The 15,203-nt window shown below is 70.7% G+C and carries 12 protein-coding genes; all 12 read left to right on the forward strand.

From position 1 onward, the window contains the following. Positions 1-91 precede the first annotated feature (91 nt). The 12 genes from mraZ to EDF42_RS13025 all read left to right on the forward strand — a co-directional run bounded on the left by mraZ (position 92) and on the right by EDF42_RS13025 (position 15,087). Positions 92-523, forward strand: a complete 432-nt coding sequence (gene mraZ, locus EDF42_RS12970; protein ID WP_071254530.1) for a division/cell wall cluster transcriptional repressor MraZ — start codon at positions 92-94, stop codon at positions 521-523. A gap of 106 nt (positions 524-629) precedes the next feature. Next, positions 630-1,595, forward strand: coding sequence for a 16S rRNA (cytosine(1402)-N(4))-methyltransferase RsmH (rsmH, locus tag EDF42_RS12975; protein WP_123292832.1), 966 nt, complete (start codon positions 630-632; stop codon positions 1,593-1,595). Position 1,596: 1 nt separating this feature from the next. Then, positions 1,597-2,316, forward strand: coding sequence for a hypothetical protein (locus EDF42_RS12980; protein ID WP_123672596.1), 720 nt, complete (start codon positions 1,597-1,599; stop codon positions 2,314-2,316). Positions 2,317-2,365: 49 nt separating this feature from the next. Further along, on the forward strand, positions 2,366-4,135 hold the full coding sequence (locus EDF42_RS12985) for a penicillin-binding protein 2 (protein WP_123672597.1): 1,770 nt from the start codon (positions 2,366-2,368) through the stop codon (positions 4,133-4,135). Positions 4,136-4,149: 14 nt separating this feature from the next. After that, the gene (locus EDF42_RS12990) at positions 4,150-5,826 is read left to right on the forward strand and encodes a Mur ligase family protein (protein ID WP_123340366.1); all 1,677 of its coding nucleotides are present in this window, start codon (positions 4,150-4,152) and stop codon (positions 5,824-5,826) included. Then, complete coding sequence (gene murF / locus EDF42_RS12995) at positions 5,823-7,331, forward strand: UDP-N-acetylmuramoyl-tripeptide--D-alanyl-D-alanine ligase (RefSeq protein ID WP_123672598.1); 1,509 nt, start codon at positions 5,823-5,825, stop codon at positions 7,329-7,331. Before EDF42_RS12990 ends, murF begins: the two co-directional genes overlap by 4 nt. Beyond that, positions 7,328-8,431: a phospho-N-acetylmuramoyl-pentapeptide-transferase gene (gene mraY / locus EDF42_RS13000; RefSeq protein WP_111085789.1), complete on the forward strand. Its 1,104-nt coding sequence runs from the start codon at positions 7,328-7,330 to the stop codon at positions 8,429-8,431. Before murF ends, mraY begins: the two co-directional genes overlap by 4 nt. A gap of 4 nt (positions 8,432-8,435) precedes the next feature. Next, entirely contained in the window at positions 8,436-9,965 is a 1,530-nt protein-coding gene (gene murD, locus EDF42_RS13005; RefSeq protein ID WP_123340368.1) for a UDP-N-acetylmuramoyl-L-alanine--D-glutamate ligase, read from the forward strand. Continuing rightward, a complete protein-coding gene (gene ftsW, locus EDF42_RS13010) occupies positions 9,934-11,193 on the forward strand; it encodes a putative lipid II flippase FtsW (protein WP_123340369.1) in 1,260 nt (419 codons plus the stop codon). The genes murD and ftsW overlap by 32 nt, the downstream gene beginning before the upstream one ends. After that, entirely contained in the window at positions 11,190-12,329 is a 1,140-nt protein-coding gene (murG, locus tag EDF42_RS13015; protein ID WP_243650002.1) for an undecaprenyldiphospho-muramoylpentapeptide beta-N-acetylglucosaminyltransferase, read from the forward strand. Before ftsW ends, murG begins: the two co-directional genes overlap by 4 nt. Then, a complete protein-coding gene (murC, locus tag EDF42_RS13020; RefSeq protein WP_123672599.1) occupies positions 12,326-13,729 on the forward strand; it encodes a UDP-N-acetylmuramate--L-alanine ligase in 1,404 nt (467 codons plus the stop codon). The genes murG and murC overlap by 4 nt, the downstream gene beginning before the upstream one ends. After that, on the forward strand, positions 13,726-15,087 hold the full coding sequence (locus EDF42_RS13025; protein WP_123672600.1) for an FtsQ-type POTRA domain-containing protein: 1,362 nt from the start codon (positions 13,726-13,728) through the stop codon (positions 15,085-15,087). Before murC ends, EDF42_RS13025 begins: the two co-directional genes overlap by 4 nt. Positions 15,088-15,203 lie beyond the last annotated feature (116 nt).

Raw genomic sequence — 15,203 nt, forward strand, 5'->3', positions numbered from 1 at the left:
GGCGAAAAGGGAGTGGAATCCTGGCCGGGGGGAGGGCAGTGGAGTAAAGTGGGGCTTGCAACGGTCCGGTGGAGCGGAGGGGAGGCCCGACGTGCTGCTCGGTACTCATGCCCCGAAGCTCGACGAGAAGGGTCGCGTGATCCTCCCCGCCAAGTTCCGGGACGAACTGTCCGGGGGACTCGTGATGACCCGCGGCCAGGAACGCTGCGTCGTGGTCTTCAGCGCCCGGACGTTCGAGGAACTCCACGAACGCATCCGGACCGCACCGATGACGTCGAAGCGCACCAGGGACTACATGCGCCTGTTCCTCTCGGGGGCCAGCGCCGAACAGCCCGACAAGCAGAACCGCGTGACGATCCCGCAGAACCTCCGTGAGTACGCGGGGCTCGAACGGGACCTGACGGTCATCGGCAGCGGTGACCGTGCCGAGATCTGGTCGACCACCGCGTGGGAGGCCTACTACGCCGAAGCCGAAGAGGCGTTCGCCGACAACGACGAGGAGGTGATCCCGGGGATCTTCTGATCCGTGGATCGGGACTCCCAGCCGTGAAGCCCTGACATCACTTCCCCGATGTCAGGTCGCATGGATGGGGATCCGGACCCGCGGCCCGGAAGACGAGGGGCTGCACATGGCCGACAACGACAACGGGACACCACGCTTCCCGCACACGCCGGTGATGCTCGAGCGCATCGTCGACCTGTTCACGCCGACGCTCGACGGACCGGGCAAGGTCGTCGTCGACGCCACGCTCGGCATGGGCGGACACTCCGAGGGGCTGCTCGAGCGGTTCCCGGACCTGACGCTGATCGGTCTCGACCGTGACACCGACGCTCTCGGCATAGCAGGGGAGCGCCTGGCCCGCTTCGGCGACCGCGTCCGCCTGGTGCACACCGTGTACGACGGCATCGTCGACGCGATCGAGGGCGAGGGCTTCCGTCAGGTCGACGGCGTGCTGTTCGACCTCGGGGTCAGCTCGCTGCAGCTCGACCGGGCCGAGCGCGGCTTCGCGTACAGCCAGGACGCCCCGCTCGACATGCGGATGGACCGGACCGAGGGGCAGACCGCCGCCGACGTCCTGGCCACCTACGACGAGGGCGAGCTGCGCCGCATCTTCCAGCGCTACGGCGAGGAGAAGCTCGCCGGCCGCTACGCCCGGGCCATCGTCGACCGCCGCGCGAGCGTGCCGTTCGAGATGTCGGGCGACCTGGTGCAGGTGCTCCACGACGCGACCCCGGTCGCGATCCAGCGCCAGGGCCACCCCGCGAAGCGCGTGTTCCAGGCGCTGCGCATCGAGGTGAACGCCGAACTCAGCGTCCTCGAACGCGCGATCCCGGCGGCGCTCGACGCCATCGCGGTCGGCGGTCGCATAGTCGTCGAGTCGTACCAGTCGCTCGAGGACCGCATCGTCAAGCGGGCGCTGGTGGCGCGAACGAAGTCGAGTGCCCCTGCCGGGCTGCCGGTCGAGCTCCCCGAGCACGCCCCCACCTTCTCCCTGATCGTCAAGGGCGCCGAGCTGGCCGACGAGGCCGAGCGCGCCGCCAACCCCCGAGCAACACCCGTGCGCCTGCGCGCGGCCGAGCGGATCCGGAAGTGACATGAGCACGAACCTCGCACTCGTCGACCCCGCCGTCGTCCCGTCCCGCGCACCGCGCCCGGACCGCCAGAGCCGACCGGAGCTCGTCGAGGTCACGCCGACCGCGGCCCAGCGCCGTGCACGGCCCCGCATCGGCTACGCCGTCACCGCGGTCGTCGCCCTCGGCGTCCTGCTGCTCGCCCAGCTCGGCATCAGCATGGTGCTCAGCCAGGGGGCCTACACGCTGAGCGCGCTCGGCACGGAGCAGACGAACCTGTCCCGCACGCAACAGTCGCTGTCCGAGGAACTCCGGGTGCTCGACTCGCCGCAGAACCTGGCCCGCAACGCGCAGTCCCTCGGGATGATCGCGAACTCCACGCCGGTCTACCTCGACCCCAAGACGGGCCGGGTCTACGGCACGCCGACGCCGGCGGTCGCCGACCAGGCCACCGCAGCGACCTCGAACCAGGTGCCGAACTCCCTGCTCAACGACGTCCCCCTCGCTGCGAAGCAGGGTGACACGTCGACGAGCAAGGAGACGGGATCGACCACGGGCAGCGCCAGTGCCGACACGAAGGCCGACGACACCGCCGGCAACAGCACCGCCGGCAGCACCACCGGCAGCACCACCGGCACCGCCGCGTCTGAGAAGACGAGCGGCGCCAGCGCGTCGGACGGGGGTTCCTCGAAGTCCTCCGTAGAGTCCGACGCGAACCAGCTCCAGGCGCCCTCCACCCGGTGACCTGCGGGTCTGAACCACCCTCAGCACCATCCGGGAAGGACCGCACCGCGTGACGAAGACGATCCGCAACCGCCGACTGCGCTACAGCATCGTGATGATCGCCGTGATCGCCCTCGTGGGTGTCTTCGTGGTCCGCCTCGTCGACATCCAGGTCGTGCAGGCCTCGGCCCTCAACGAGCAGTCGACGCAGAAGCGCAGCATCCCGGTGACGATCTACGGCACCCGCGGGTCGATCGTCGACCGCAACGGCACGGAACTCGCCGACAGCGTCACCCGGTACAACATCACCACCGCCCCGCGCCTGGTCAAGGAGTTCAAGGGCAAGCTCGGTGGGACCCGGGTCAAGGACATCAGCGTGTCGACGGCGCTCACCGCCCTGGCGAAGGCCTCGGGCGGCGACGTCGCGACCATGCGGAAGAACATCGCCGCGAACCCGAAGTCGGACTTCGCGTACCTGGTCAAGGGCCTCGACGTGAAGCACTACGAGGCCGTCACCGACCTCGGCATCCCCTGGATCTACAAGGAGCAGCAGGCGTCGCGGGTCTACCCGACGGGTGCGACCACGGGCAACGTCACCGGCTTCATGGGCACCGACGGCGCACAGGCCGGCCTGGAGTACGCCTACAACAAGTGCCTCGCCGGCACGAACGGCTCGGAGACGTACGAGCGCGGCGAGGACGGCGTCCAGCTGCCCGGCAGCACCGTGACGAAGAAGCAGGCCAAGGACGGCGGCACGCTCGTCACGACGATCGACAGCGACCTGCAGTACATGGCGCAGCAGACCATCGCGTCCGCCGCGAAGACCCTGCAGGCCGAGTCCGCGACGGCCACGGTCACGAGCGTGAAGACGGGCGAGCTGCTCGCGGTCGCCGACTACCCGACGGTCGACCCGAACGACGTCGACGCCACGACCGACAAGGGGGCGTTCGGCTCCCGTGCGCTCACCGACTCCTACGAGCCCGGATCGACGATCAAGGCCGCCATCGCCGCGGCCCTGATCGACCAGGGCAAGTCGAGTCCCACCGACCAGGCGGTCGTACCCTACTCGCGCACCTTCCCCTGGGGCGGCACGATCCACGACTCCGAGTTCCACGAGACCGAGAACCTGACGCTGACCGGCATCTTGCAGAACTCGTCGAACGTCGGCATCACCGAGCTCGGCGCGCGGCTGACGGCCCAGCAGCGGTACGACTACATGCAGAAGTTCGGGCTGTTCGAACCGGAGTCGGCGATCGACTACCCGGGCCAGCCGTCGATGGACTACGGCTCGAGTCCGAACTGGGACCAGCAGACGAACATCAACTCGATGTTCGGCCAGGGCATCTCGACGACCGCGGTCCAGGTCGCCAGCGTGTTCCAGACCATCGCGAACGACGGTGTCCGGATCCCGCTGCACTTCGTCAAGGGCTGCACCACGTCGGACGGCACGACCATCGACGCGCCCGACGTGCAGAAGCAGCGCGTCGTGTCCGCCAACGCTGCGACCCAGGTCACCGACATGCTCCAGAGCGTGGTCACGGGCGGCACGCTCGTGGGCATGAAGCCGATCTCGGGCTACAACATCGCCGCGAAGACCGGTACCGCCGAGGTGGCCGAGGGCTCGAAGGGCTACGGCGGTCAGCGCATCACCTCGGTGGCCGGAATGGCACCCGCCGAAGACCCCCAGTATGTTGTCACGGTGACGTTCACGAAGCCGCAGACCAACAAGTGGTCGAGCGGAGCGGCTCCGGCGTTCCGCACACTCATGTCCCAGGTGCTCGAGAAGTACCGAGTAGCCCCCTCCGCGTCCGAGGCGAAGCTCTACCCGTCCACGTGGTGAGGAAGAAGGAACACTTGTCCGCACGGATCCCCCCGGTCCTCCGGCCCGAACACCCGACCCCGAGGGCGGTCGCCGAACTCGCGAACGCGTTCGGCCTCCACGTCGTCGGTTCCCTCGACGCCGTCGAGACGACCGGTGTCACGCTGAGCGCCGCCGAGGTGCAGCCGGGTGACGTCTTCGTCGGCGTGCACGGTGCGAACCGGCACGGCGCGGAGTTCTCCACCGAGGCCGCCGAGCGCGGTGCCGTCGCCGTCCTGACCGACGACGCGGGCGTGGAGAGCGCACGAGCGGCTGGCCTGCCGGTCCTCGTCGTGGACGACCCCCGTGCTGCCCTGGGCGACGTGTCCGCCTGGGTCTACCGCACCCACCCGGACGAGGCCACCGACCTGCCGCAGCTGTTCGCCGTCACCGGCACGAACGGCAAGACGAGCACGTCGTACATCCTCGAGGGGATCCTCAAGCAGCTCGGCCTGGTCACCGGCCTGAGCTCGACCGCCGAGCGCCACATCGGCACGCTCAGCGTGACGAGCCGCCTCACCACGCCCGAGGCCAGCGAGATGCACGCGCTCCTCGCCCGGATGCGCGAGAGCGAGGTGCGCGCGGTCGCCGTCGAGGTGAGTGCGCAGGCCCTCAGCCGTCACCGGGTCGACGGCATCGTCTTCGACGTCGCGGCCTTCACGAACCTGTCGCACGACCACCTCGACGACTACGCCGACATGGAGGAGTACTACCAGGCGAAGCTCCCGCTGTTCCAGCCCGAGCACGCCCGTCGCGGCGTCGTCTCGCTGGACACCGACTGGGGCCACCGCGTGGTGCAGGACTCCCGCATCCCGGTCACGACGATCACCGTGCACCCGGACGTCGAGGCCGAGTGGCACGTCGACATCGTCGAGGCGCACGCCGCGTACACCGAGTTCCGCCTGACCGGTCCCGAGGGCCGCGAGCTCACCACCCGTGTGCCCCTGATCGGCTGGCACATGGCCGCGAACGCCGCACTGGCGATCGTCATGCTGGTCGAGGGCGGTTTCGAGCTCGGTGCCATCGCGCACGCGCTCGACAGCAACCACCGCCGCTACCCGGACGAAGACGACCGCGACGAGCACGAGGCCCGAAGCGACCGTGACCGTGACCGCGACGGCGCCGTGCGCCGCGTGTCCGCCATCGAGTGCTACCTGCCCGGCCGGACCGAGCGTGTCTCGGGCGAGCACGGCCCGAGCGTCTACGTCGACTTCGGCCACAGCGCCGACGCGTTCGAGAACACCCTCGCGGCCGTCCGCCAGTTCACGTCCGGCAAGGTCCTGATGCTGTTCGGCGCCGACGGCGACCGCGACACCACGAAGCGCGGCGACATGGCCCGCGTCGCGGCGGCCGGCAGCGACATCCTCGTCGTCACCGACCACCACCCCCGCTTCGAGGACGCCGCGTCGATCCGGAAGACCCTGGTCGACGCTGCGCGCGAGGCGTTCCCGGACCACGAGCTGCACGAGGTGAGCCCGCCCGAGGCCGCCATCCGCCTGGCCGTCGGTCTGCTCGGCGAAGGCGACTCCATCCTCTGGGCCGGCCCGGGCCATCAGGACTACCGCGACATCGCCGGTGTACGCACCCCCTACTCGGCACGCGACGAGGCCCGTCAGGCCCTGCGCGAAGCCGGTTGGGAGCCGAACTCCGGTCCGGCCGAGGACCTCCGATGATCGCGCTCACCCTCGCCGAGATCGCAACCGCGGTCGGCGGCGAGCTGATCGGCGGTGCCCAGGCGACCGACGTCGCCGAGCCCGGCGACCTGGTGGTGGAGGGCTCGGTCGAGACCGACTCCCGCCTGGTCCGCCCCGGCAGTGTCTTCTTCGCCCTGCCCGGCGAGGTCACGGACGGGCGCCGCTTCGTGCCCGCCGCGACCGAAGCCGGTGCCGCGTTGGTCATCACGCCCGAGCGCGTCGAGACCACCGCGCCGCAGATCGTCGTCGCGGACGGCTACGCAGCACTCGCTGCGCTCGCCCACGAGGTCGTCACCCGGGTCCGGATGGCCTCCGCCGACCGCGTCGACGCCGAGGGGCGTCCGGCACCGCTCAAGGTCGTCGGCATCACCGGCTCGAACGGCAAGACGAGCACCAAGAACATGCTCCGGACGATCCTCGAGCAGCACGGCGAGACCGTCGCGCCCGAGGGGTCCTTCAACAACCACGTCGGGGCACCGATCTCGATGCTCCGCGTCACGGACGACACCCGGTTCCTGGTCGTCGAGATGGGGGCCAGCGGCGTCGGCCACATCGCGGCGCTCGTCCGGATCGCCGAGCCGGACGTCGGTGTCGTGCTCAAGGTGGGCCTGGCGCACGCCGGCGAGTTCGGCGGCATCGAGGCGACGCAGCGCGCGAAGTCCGAGATGGTCACCGACCTGCCCGCCTCCGCGACCGCACTGCTCAACGTCGACGACGACCGGGTCGCGTCGATGCGCGACCTGACGGCCGCCCAGGTGGTCGGCTTCGGCACGTCGGCGGATGCCGACTACCGCATCACCGGCATCGAGACGGACCGCAGCGGCACCCGCTTCACCCTCACCGCGCCTCCCGTCGATCAGGAAGGCGACCGTCCGACGGACGGTACCCAGCCTGGAGGCCCGGATCACGTGGACGTGCGCCTCGCGATCCTGGGTGAGCACCACGCGATGAACGCGGCCGCCGCCCTGACGGTCGCCCACCGCTGGGGCGTCCCGTTCGCCGACGGCGCTGCGGCGCTCGCGTCGATGACGCGCGCCGAGCGCTGGCGCATGGAGCTGCTGCAGGGCGGCCCCGCGGGCGTCACCGTCATCAACGACGCCTACAACGCGTCGCCGGACTCGACCGCAGCGGCGCTGCGGACCCTGGCGCAGATCGTGCGTCCGGGGGAGCGGACCGTCGCCGTGCTCGGCGAGATGGCCGAGCTCGGCGAGTTCTCGACCGAGGAGCACGACCGCATCGGTCGGCTCGTCGTCCGTCTCGGCATCGGACAGCTCGTGGTCGTCGGCCGCGGCGCGATGCCCATCCACCAGGCCGCCACCCTCGAGGGATCGTGGGACGGCGAGTCGGTGTTCATCGAGGACGTCGACGACGCCGTCCGGTCACTCCAGGACATGCTCCGCCCCGGCGACGTGGTCCTGGTCAAGTCCTCGAAGTCGGCCGAACTGCGATTCCTCGGCGACCGCCTCGGAGGTGTCACCGAATGATCGCGCTCCTCATCGCCGGCGCTACGTCGCTGGTGTTCACGTTGCTGCTCACCCCGTTCTTCATCAAGCTCTTCCACCGTCTCGGGTGGGGGCAGTTCATCCGTGACGACGGTCCGCAGTCGCACCACACCAAGCGCGGCACCGCGACGATGGGCGGCATCGTCCTCATCATCGGCGCCGTGATCGGGTACTTCGTCGGCCACCTGGTCGGACGTGACTCGATCACCCTTTCCGGCCTGCTCGTGCTGTTCCTCATGGTGGGGCTGGGCTTCGTCGGGTTCATCGACGACTTCCTCAAGGTCCGGCGCCAGCGGAGCCTCGGGCTCGGCGGGTGGGCCAAGGTCCTCGGCCAGGTCATCGTCGGCGTCATCTTCGCCACGGTCGCCCTCGTGGTGCCGACGTCGAACGGCAAGCCCCCGGCGTCGACCATGATCTCCGCGATCCGGGACATCCCGTGGCTCGACTTCATGGCGCTCGGCACGGTCATCGGCACCGTGCTGTTCCTGGCCTGGATCGTGCTGCTCACGGTGTCGACGTCGAACGGCGTCAACGTCGCGGACGGCCTCGACGGTCTCGCGACCGGCTCGAGCATCCTGGCGATCGGCTCGTACGTCATCATCGGCTTCTGGCAGTCCAACCAGATCTGCGGTGGTGCCCGTCTCGACGCGAACACGGAGCACGCCTGCTACACCGTGAGCAACCCGCTCGACCTGGCGGTCGTCGCGGCCGCGGTCTGCGGTGGGCTCATCGGCTTCCTCTGGTACAACACCTCGCCGGCGCAGATCTTCCTCGGCGACACCGGTTCGCTCGGCCTCGGTGGCGCGCTGGCGGGCCTCGCGATCCTCAGCCGCACCGAGCTCCTGCTCATCCTGATCGGCGGCCTGTTCTTCATCGTCACCGGCTCGGTCATCCTGCAGCGGGCGTACTTCAAGATCACCCACGGCAAGCGGATCTTCCGGATGAGTCCGCTGCACCACCACTTCGAGCTGAAGGGGTGGGCCGAGGTGACGGTCGTCGTCCGGTTCTGGATCATCGCGGGGCTCTTCGTCGCCGCGGGGGTCGGCCTCTTCTACCTCGAATGGATCGCACGCGTTGGTTGACCCGGTGTCCTCGTCCTCCCGCCTCCAGTCCCTCGACAGCTGGTACTCCGAGGGGTGGAAGGGCCTGAACGTCGCCGTCCTCGGGCTCGGCGCGACCGGGTTCTCGGTCGCCGACACCCTGGTGGAGCTCGGCAGTGCGGTGACGGTCTACTCGTCCGACGCGCCGTCGGACAGCGTCGAGCTGCTCGACGTCATCGGCGCGCGCTTCGTGCAGACGCCGCTCGACACCGTGCCGGCCGCGCTGCAGGAGCAGGCACCGGACGTCGTCATCGTGTCGCCCGGCCTGCCGCCGCACAACGCGACCGTCGAGTGGTCCGCCCGGAACAGCACCGTCTGGGGCGACATCGAGCTCGCCTGGCGCGTGCGCGACAAGGTCGTGCGCGGTCCGGTCGCGGCGCCGTGGATCACGATCACGGGCACGAACGGCAAGACCACCACGACGCAGCTCACCACCGCGATGTACGAGGCCGGCGGCCTGCGTGCCGTGGCCTGCGGCAACATCGGCGTGCCGGTGCTCGACGTCGTCCGCGACCCGGACGGCTACGACGTGCTCGTCGTCGAGCTCTCCAGCCACCAGCTGCACTACATGGCGACCTCGGGTGACGGCGCGGTCGTGCCGCTCGCGAGCGCCTGCCTGAACATCGCCGACGACCACCTCGAGTGGCACGGCTCCGCCGCGGCGTACCGCGCCGCGAAGGCCAAGGTCTACGAGCGCACCGTGATGGCGTGCGTCTACAACACCGCCGACGACGTCACGCGCGACATGGTGCAGGACGCCGACGTCGTCGAGGGCTGCCGTGCCGTCGGCTTCACGCCGGGGGTGCCCGCGCCCGGGGACGTCGGCATCGTCGAGGACGTCCTGTGTGACCGCGCCTTCAACGAGGACCGTCGGAACAGCGCGCTCGAGCTGTCGACTCTCGCCGACCTCGAGGTCGCCGGGCTCGCCAGCCCGCACATGACGATGAACGTCCTGGCTGCCGCGGCCCTCGCTCGAGCCGGCACCGTCCAGCCGAGTGCGATCCGCTCCGCCGTCCGGGCCTTCCGCGCCGACCACCACCGCACGGAGCTCGTGGCGGAGTCGGCCGGCATCGCGTGGGTCGACGACTCGAAGGCCACGAACCCGCACGCCGCCACCGCCTCGCTCGCGTCGTTCGACACCGTGGTGTGGATCGTCGGCGGTCTGTTCAAGGGCGTCGACGTCGACGGGCTCGTCGCACGCTTCGGCCCGGAGGTCCGTGCCGTCGTCGTGATCGGCACCGACCGGACCCCCGTCCTGGAGGCATTCGCGCGACACGCGTCCGGGGTGCCGGTGCTCCAGGTGGAGACGACGGAAACTGATCAGGTCATGCCCGAGGCGGTCCGGCATGCCGCATCGGTCGCGAGGCCGGGCGACACGGTCCTCCTCGCCCCGGCGGCTGCGTCGTTCGACCAGTTCGGCTCCTACGCCGACCGGGGGCGTCGTTTCGCGGCGGCGGTCCACGAGCACCTGGGAGGCAACGCCGATGGCGACGACGGATCTTCCGAACAGTCGTAGCACGCCGGCGACGGGCAACCCGCGTCGCACGAACGGCGCACTCGTCGCCGTCAAGAACGTCTTCGTCGCCGAGTCCAGCACCTTCTACACGATCCTCGGCGTCACGCTCTTCCTGGTCGTCTTCGGCGTCGTGATGGTCCTGTCGTCGTCGAGCGTCGAGCAGTACGCCGCGACGCACGACTTCTTCGGTGCAGCGTCCCGCCAGGGTCTGTACGCGGTCCTCGGCGTCCCGCTCATGCTCATCGCGAGTCGTGTCCCGACGCGCCTGTGGCGGAAGTGGGCGATGCGGTTGCTCGGTGCCGCCCTCGTCCTACAGCTGCTCGTGTACACACCGCTCGGCATCGACGTCCAGGGCAACCGGAACTGGATCGGCATCGGCTCGTTCACCGCGCAGCCATCCGAGGTCGTGAAGCTCGGGCTGGTGCTCGGCATCGGCGCGATCATGTACGTCAAGCGCGACAAGCTCGACGACTGGAAAGAGGTGTTCATCCCGATCGGGATCGCCTCGCTCCTGTCGCTCGGACTCGTGATCCTCGGTGGCGACCAAGGCACCGCGATGATCATGCTCATCCTGATCCTCGGTGCGCTCTACGTCGGCGGGGCCCGCGCCCGCCACCTGCTCGTCGGCCTGGCGGCGATGGCGGTCATGCTGCCGTTCGTCACGATGGCCTCGTCCTCCCGTCAGGTGCGCATCAGCGCGTGGCTGTCCGGCTGCACCGACTCGAACCAGTACGCCGACCTGTGCTGGCAGCCCGTGCACGGCATGTGGGCGCTGGCGTCCGGTGGCGTGTTCGGCGTCGGACTCGGCAACTCGAAGGCGAAGTGGTCGTGGCTGCCCGAGGCGGACAACGACTACATCTTCGCGATCATCGGCGAAGAGCTCGGCCTGATCGGCGCCGTGGTCGTCCTCGCGCTGTTCGTCGTGCTCGCCGTCGGCATGATCAAGATCATCCGGCAGTCCCGCGACCCCTTCGTGAAGACGGTCACGGGCGGCATCCTGGCGTGGATCATCGGCCAGGCGCTCGTGAACATCGCCGTGGTGCTCGGCCTGCTGCCGGTCCTCGGCGTCCCACTACCCCTGATCTCGGCCGGCGGGTCCGCGCTCATCATGACCCTGGTGGCGATCGGCGTCGTGCTGTCGTTCGCCCGCGACCTGCCCGGCAAGAACGACCCGCGCACCACGAACGCGCCCCTCGACAGCACCACCACGAACGGACGACTCCGGTGAGCAAGTACCTCTTCGCCGGCGGGGGCACCGCCGGACACGTCAACCCCCTGCTCGCGGTCGCCGACCGGCTGACCGAGCGCGAGCCGGACGCCGAGGTGCTCGTCCTGGGCACCGCCGAGGGCCTGGAGTCCCGCCTGGTGCCGATGCGCGGCTACGAGCTCCTGACGATCCCGCGCCTGCCGTTCCCCCGGAAGCTGAACGGCGCGGCCCTGCGCTTCCCGCAGCGCTTCGCCGCGGCGGTCAAGCGCACCGAGCAGATCATCCGCGAGCACGAGGTCGAGGTCGTCCTCGGCGTCGGCGGCTACGCGGCGGCGCCGGCGTACATCGCAGCTCGTCGCACCGGCACCCCGATCGTCGTGCACGAGCAGAACGCGAAGCCGGGGTTGGCGAACCGCCTCGCCGCGTTCCTCACCGAGCACGTCGGCCTGACCTTCTCGAACACCCGACTGCGGCACGGCCGGGTCGTCGGCATGCCGCTCCGGCGCGAGATCGAGTCGCTCGACCGCCGTGCCAGCCGCGCTGAGGCCCTCGCCGAGTTCGGGCTCGACCCGGCTCGCCCGGTGCTCCTCGTCACGGGGGGCTCCTCGGGCGCGCGCAGCATCAACCGCACGATCAACAAGTCGGCGGCGACCATCGTGGGCGCCGGCTGGCAGGTCCTGCACGTGGTCGGGGCGGCGTCGGACATCGGCCCGAGCGACCTCGACGGCTACCACGTGCTCGCCTACTGCGACCGGATGGACCTGGCGTACGCGGCGAGCGACTTCGTCGTGTCGCGCTCCGGCGCCGGCATGGTCTGCGAGCTCACCGCGGTCGGGCTGCCGAGCGTGCTCGTGCCGTACCCTGTCGGCAACGGCGAGCAGCGGCACAACGCGAAGGACGTCGTCGACGCCGGGGGAGCAGTGCTCGTGGCGGACGGGGAATTCGACCCCGACTGGGTGACGTTCCAGCTCCTGACGATCCTGCAGGACCGGGCCCGCATCGCGGACATGACGGTCCGGGCAGGCAGCGTCGGACACCGCGACGGCGCGGACCGGATGACCGACCTCGTCCTGGACGCAGCACGAGGCACCGAACGAGGTGCCGCACGAGGAACCGCACGAGGCAACGGCGCCGCCAGCACCACGGAGGAACCATGACCATCAAGCCGGACCTGACGCAGCCGATCCCGGACGACCTCGGCACCGTGCACTTCGTCGGCATCGGCGGCGCCGGCATGAGCGGCATCGCCCGGATGTTCCTCGCCGCCGGCCACCGCGTGACGGGCAGCGACTCCCGCGAGACCGAGACGACGGGCATCATGCGCGACCTCGGCGCCGCGGTGCACATCGGCCACGACGCCGCGAACGTCGGTGACGCGGACACGATCGTCGTCACGAGCGCGCTCTGGCCGGACAACCCCGAACTGCTCGAGGCGCAGCGCCGCGGCCTGCCGGTGCTGCACCGGTCCCAGGCCCTTGCCGCCCTCATCGCCGAGCACCGCCTCGTCGCGGTCGCCGGCGCGCACGGCAAGACCACCTCGACCGGCATGATCGTCACCGCGATGGTCGAGCTCGGCCTCGACCCGAGCTTCGTCAACGGCGGCGTCATCCAGTCGCTCGGCACGAGCTCGGCGCCCGGCTCGAGCGACCTGTTCGTGGTCGAGGCCGACGAGTCCGACGGCTCGTTCCTGCTCTACGACGTCGCCGTGGCCCTGATCACGAACGTCGACGCCGACCACCTCGACCACTACGGCAGCGAGGAGGCCTTCACCGAGGCGTTCGTCGAGTTCGCCGCGAAGGCGAGCGAGCGCGTCGTCATCTCGAGCGACGACGCCGGCGCGAAGACCGTCACGGCGGGCATCCGCGCGCGTGCCGACGCTCCCGAGGTGGTGACCTTCGGCGAGGCCGTCGACGCCGACGTGCGCATCGAGCGGATCATCGAGTCCGCGGGCGTCGAGGTCGCGTTCCGCGCCGGTGGCGAGGCACACCACCTGACCCTCCGCGTGCCGGGTCGGCACAACGCGATCAACGCCGTCGGTGCCTTCGCGGTCCTGACCGGTCTGGGCGTGAGCGCCGCCGACGCGATCCGCGGACTCGAGGCCTTCGGCGGCACCCAGCGCCGCTTCGAACTGCACGGTGTCGAGCGCGGGGTGTCGGTCTACGACGACTACGCGCACCACCCGACCGAGGTCGCCGCGGCGCTCAAGGCCGCCCGCAACGTCGTCGGCGACGGCCGCATCATCGCCATCCACCAGCCCCACCTGTACTCGCGCACCCGTCTGATGGCCGGTGACTTCGCGCGGGTCTACGAGGAGCTCGCCGACCACACGGTCGTCCTCGACGTCTACGGCGCGCGCGAGGACCCGGAGCCCGGGGTCACCGGTGCCCTGGTGCAGGAGCGCTTCGCCGACCAGTCCCGCGTGGAGTTCCTGCCGGACTGGGACGAGGCCGCCGCCCGTGCCGCCGCGGTCGCCCGCGACGGCGACATCATCATGACGCTCAGCTGCGGTGACGTGTACCGGATCATCCCGCAGGTGCTGGGAGCGTTGGGCCGGTGAGGCGACCCGAGGGGTTCGACGAGGGGGACGCCCGCAGGGACACCCCGGTCGAGGGCGCCGGCGCGCCCCGGCAGCGTCGTGGCCCCTCGATGCCGCGGCTCCCGTTCCGCGGGCGCACACCCGACGACCGGGAGGCCCGTCCCACGCCCGACGAGTCGGCTGTGGTCGACGAGGCCCCGGCCACCGGTCTCTCCGGAACGCGCCCCCCAGCGGTCGGTGCGCCCCCGAGCGTCGGGGCGCGACGACCGTCCGCGGGCGCGGATCCGACCACCGATGCCGCCGACTCGACGCGCGACCGCGTCGGCACCCTCGCGGGCGCGGCCGGCCGCCGCGTCGGCGCCGGCTTCGGGGCCGTCGCCGGCCGCCTGCGCGAGTACACACCGGACGAGGACCACCGCGACTCGCGCCCCGACGCGGGCAACGCGCCCCGAGGAGACGGGGCGCGACGACCGTCCGGGGGTGCGGCGGGCAGTGCAGGCGACCACGACGCGACCGTGACCGACGTGCTCGACGCGGGGAGTGCCTCCCGGCCGGTCCAGCACGACGACGCACCCATCGGTGCCGGCGTCCGCGCTGCCGAGACGGCGCGCGAGGCGCGCATCGCGAAGCGTCGCCGTCGCCTGCTCGAGCGGGCCGAGGTGCGGCGGTTCACCCGGCGCAGCCGCCACCGTCGCGCCGCCGGGATCACCGCGGCCGGCATCGTGCTCGTGCTCGGCGTCTCGATCCTGGTGGCCGTGTTCTCGCCGCTCATGGCGCTGCAGACGATCGAGATCAAGGGCACCGACCGCGTCGACGAGACCGCGTTGCGACAGGCCCTGTCCGACCAGATCGGCACGCCGCTCGCGCGCCTCGACTTCGACGAGATCAAGCAGGACATCGCGGGCTTCCCGCTCATCGAGAGCTACGTGACCGAAGAGGCGCCGCCGCACACCCTCGTGGTGACGGTGACCGAGCGCACGCCCGTCGTCGCCGTGCAGTCCGGCAGCTCGTTCGACCTCGTCGACCCGGCCGGCATCGTCGTCCAGTCGGCGCCGAAGCGTCCGGACACCATGCCACTCGCCGACATCGCCCGTGCGCGCCTCGGGTCCTCGAGCTTCCGCACCATGACCGAGGTCGTGCTGGCGCTGCCGTCGACCGTCCGCTCGCAGGTCACGCGGGTCGCCGGTTCCACCGCCGACGACGTGACCCTGACGTTGCGCGACACGTCGACGGTGGTGTGGGGGAGCCCGGACGACTCCGAGGCGAAGGCTGCGCTGCTCGCCGCGCTGGTGAAGGACCACGCGGCGCGGAACCCGGGTGTCGTCGTCGAGTACGACGTGTCGGCGCCGGACAACGGCGTGATCCGCGCGAAGGACTGAATTGCCGACCTGATCGGCGACACGCGGCGTGGCGGGGCGACAGTGCGCGGAACCCACCCGTAGCGTCGAAGACAGCACCACATCTACCAGCATTGCCCCTGAACTTCAAGTAGAGG

Origin of the sequence: Curtobacterium sp. PhB172 (genome assembly GCF_003752545.1) — a bacterium.
In the GTDB taxonomy this organism is placed as follows: Bacteria; Actinomycetota; Actinomycetes; order Actinomycetales; family Microbacteriaceae; genus Curtobacterium.

Coding starts and splice junctions, on each gene's coding strand:
- rsmH (WP_123292832.1), top strand. CDS start 630: ATGGCCGACAACGACAACGGGACACCACGCTTCCCGCACACGCCGGTG.
- mraY (WP_111085789.1), top strand. CDS start 7,328: ATGATCGCGCTCCTCATCGCCGGCGCTACGTCGCTGGTGTTCACGTTG.
- ftsW (WP_123340369.1), top strand. CDS start 9,934: ATGGCGACGACGGATCTTCCGAACAGTCGTAGCACGCCGGCGACGGGC.
- murF (WP_123672598.1), top strand. CDS start 5,823: ATGATCGCGCTCACCCTCGCCGAGATCGCAACCGCGGTCGGCGGCGAG.
- murC (WP_123672599.1), top strand. CDS start 12,326: ATGACCATCAAGCCGGACCTGACGCAGCCGATCCCGGACGACCTCGGC.
- EDF42_RS12980 (WP_123672596.1), top strand. CDS start 1,597: ATGAGCACGAACCTCGCACTCGTCGACCCCGCCGTCGTCCCGTCCCGC.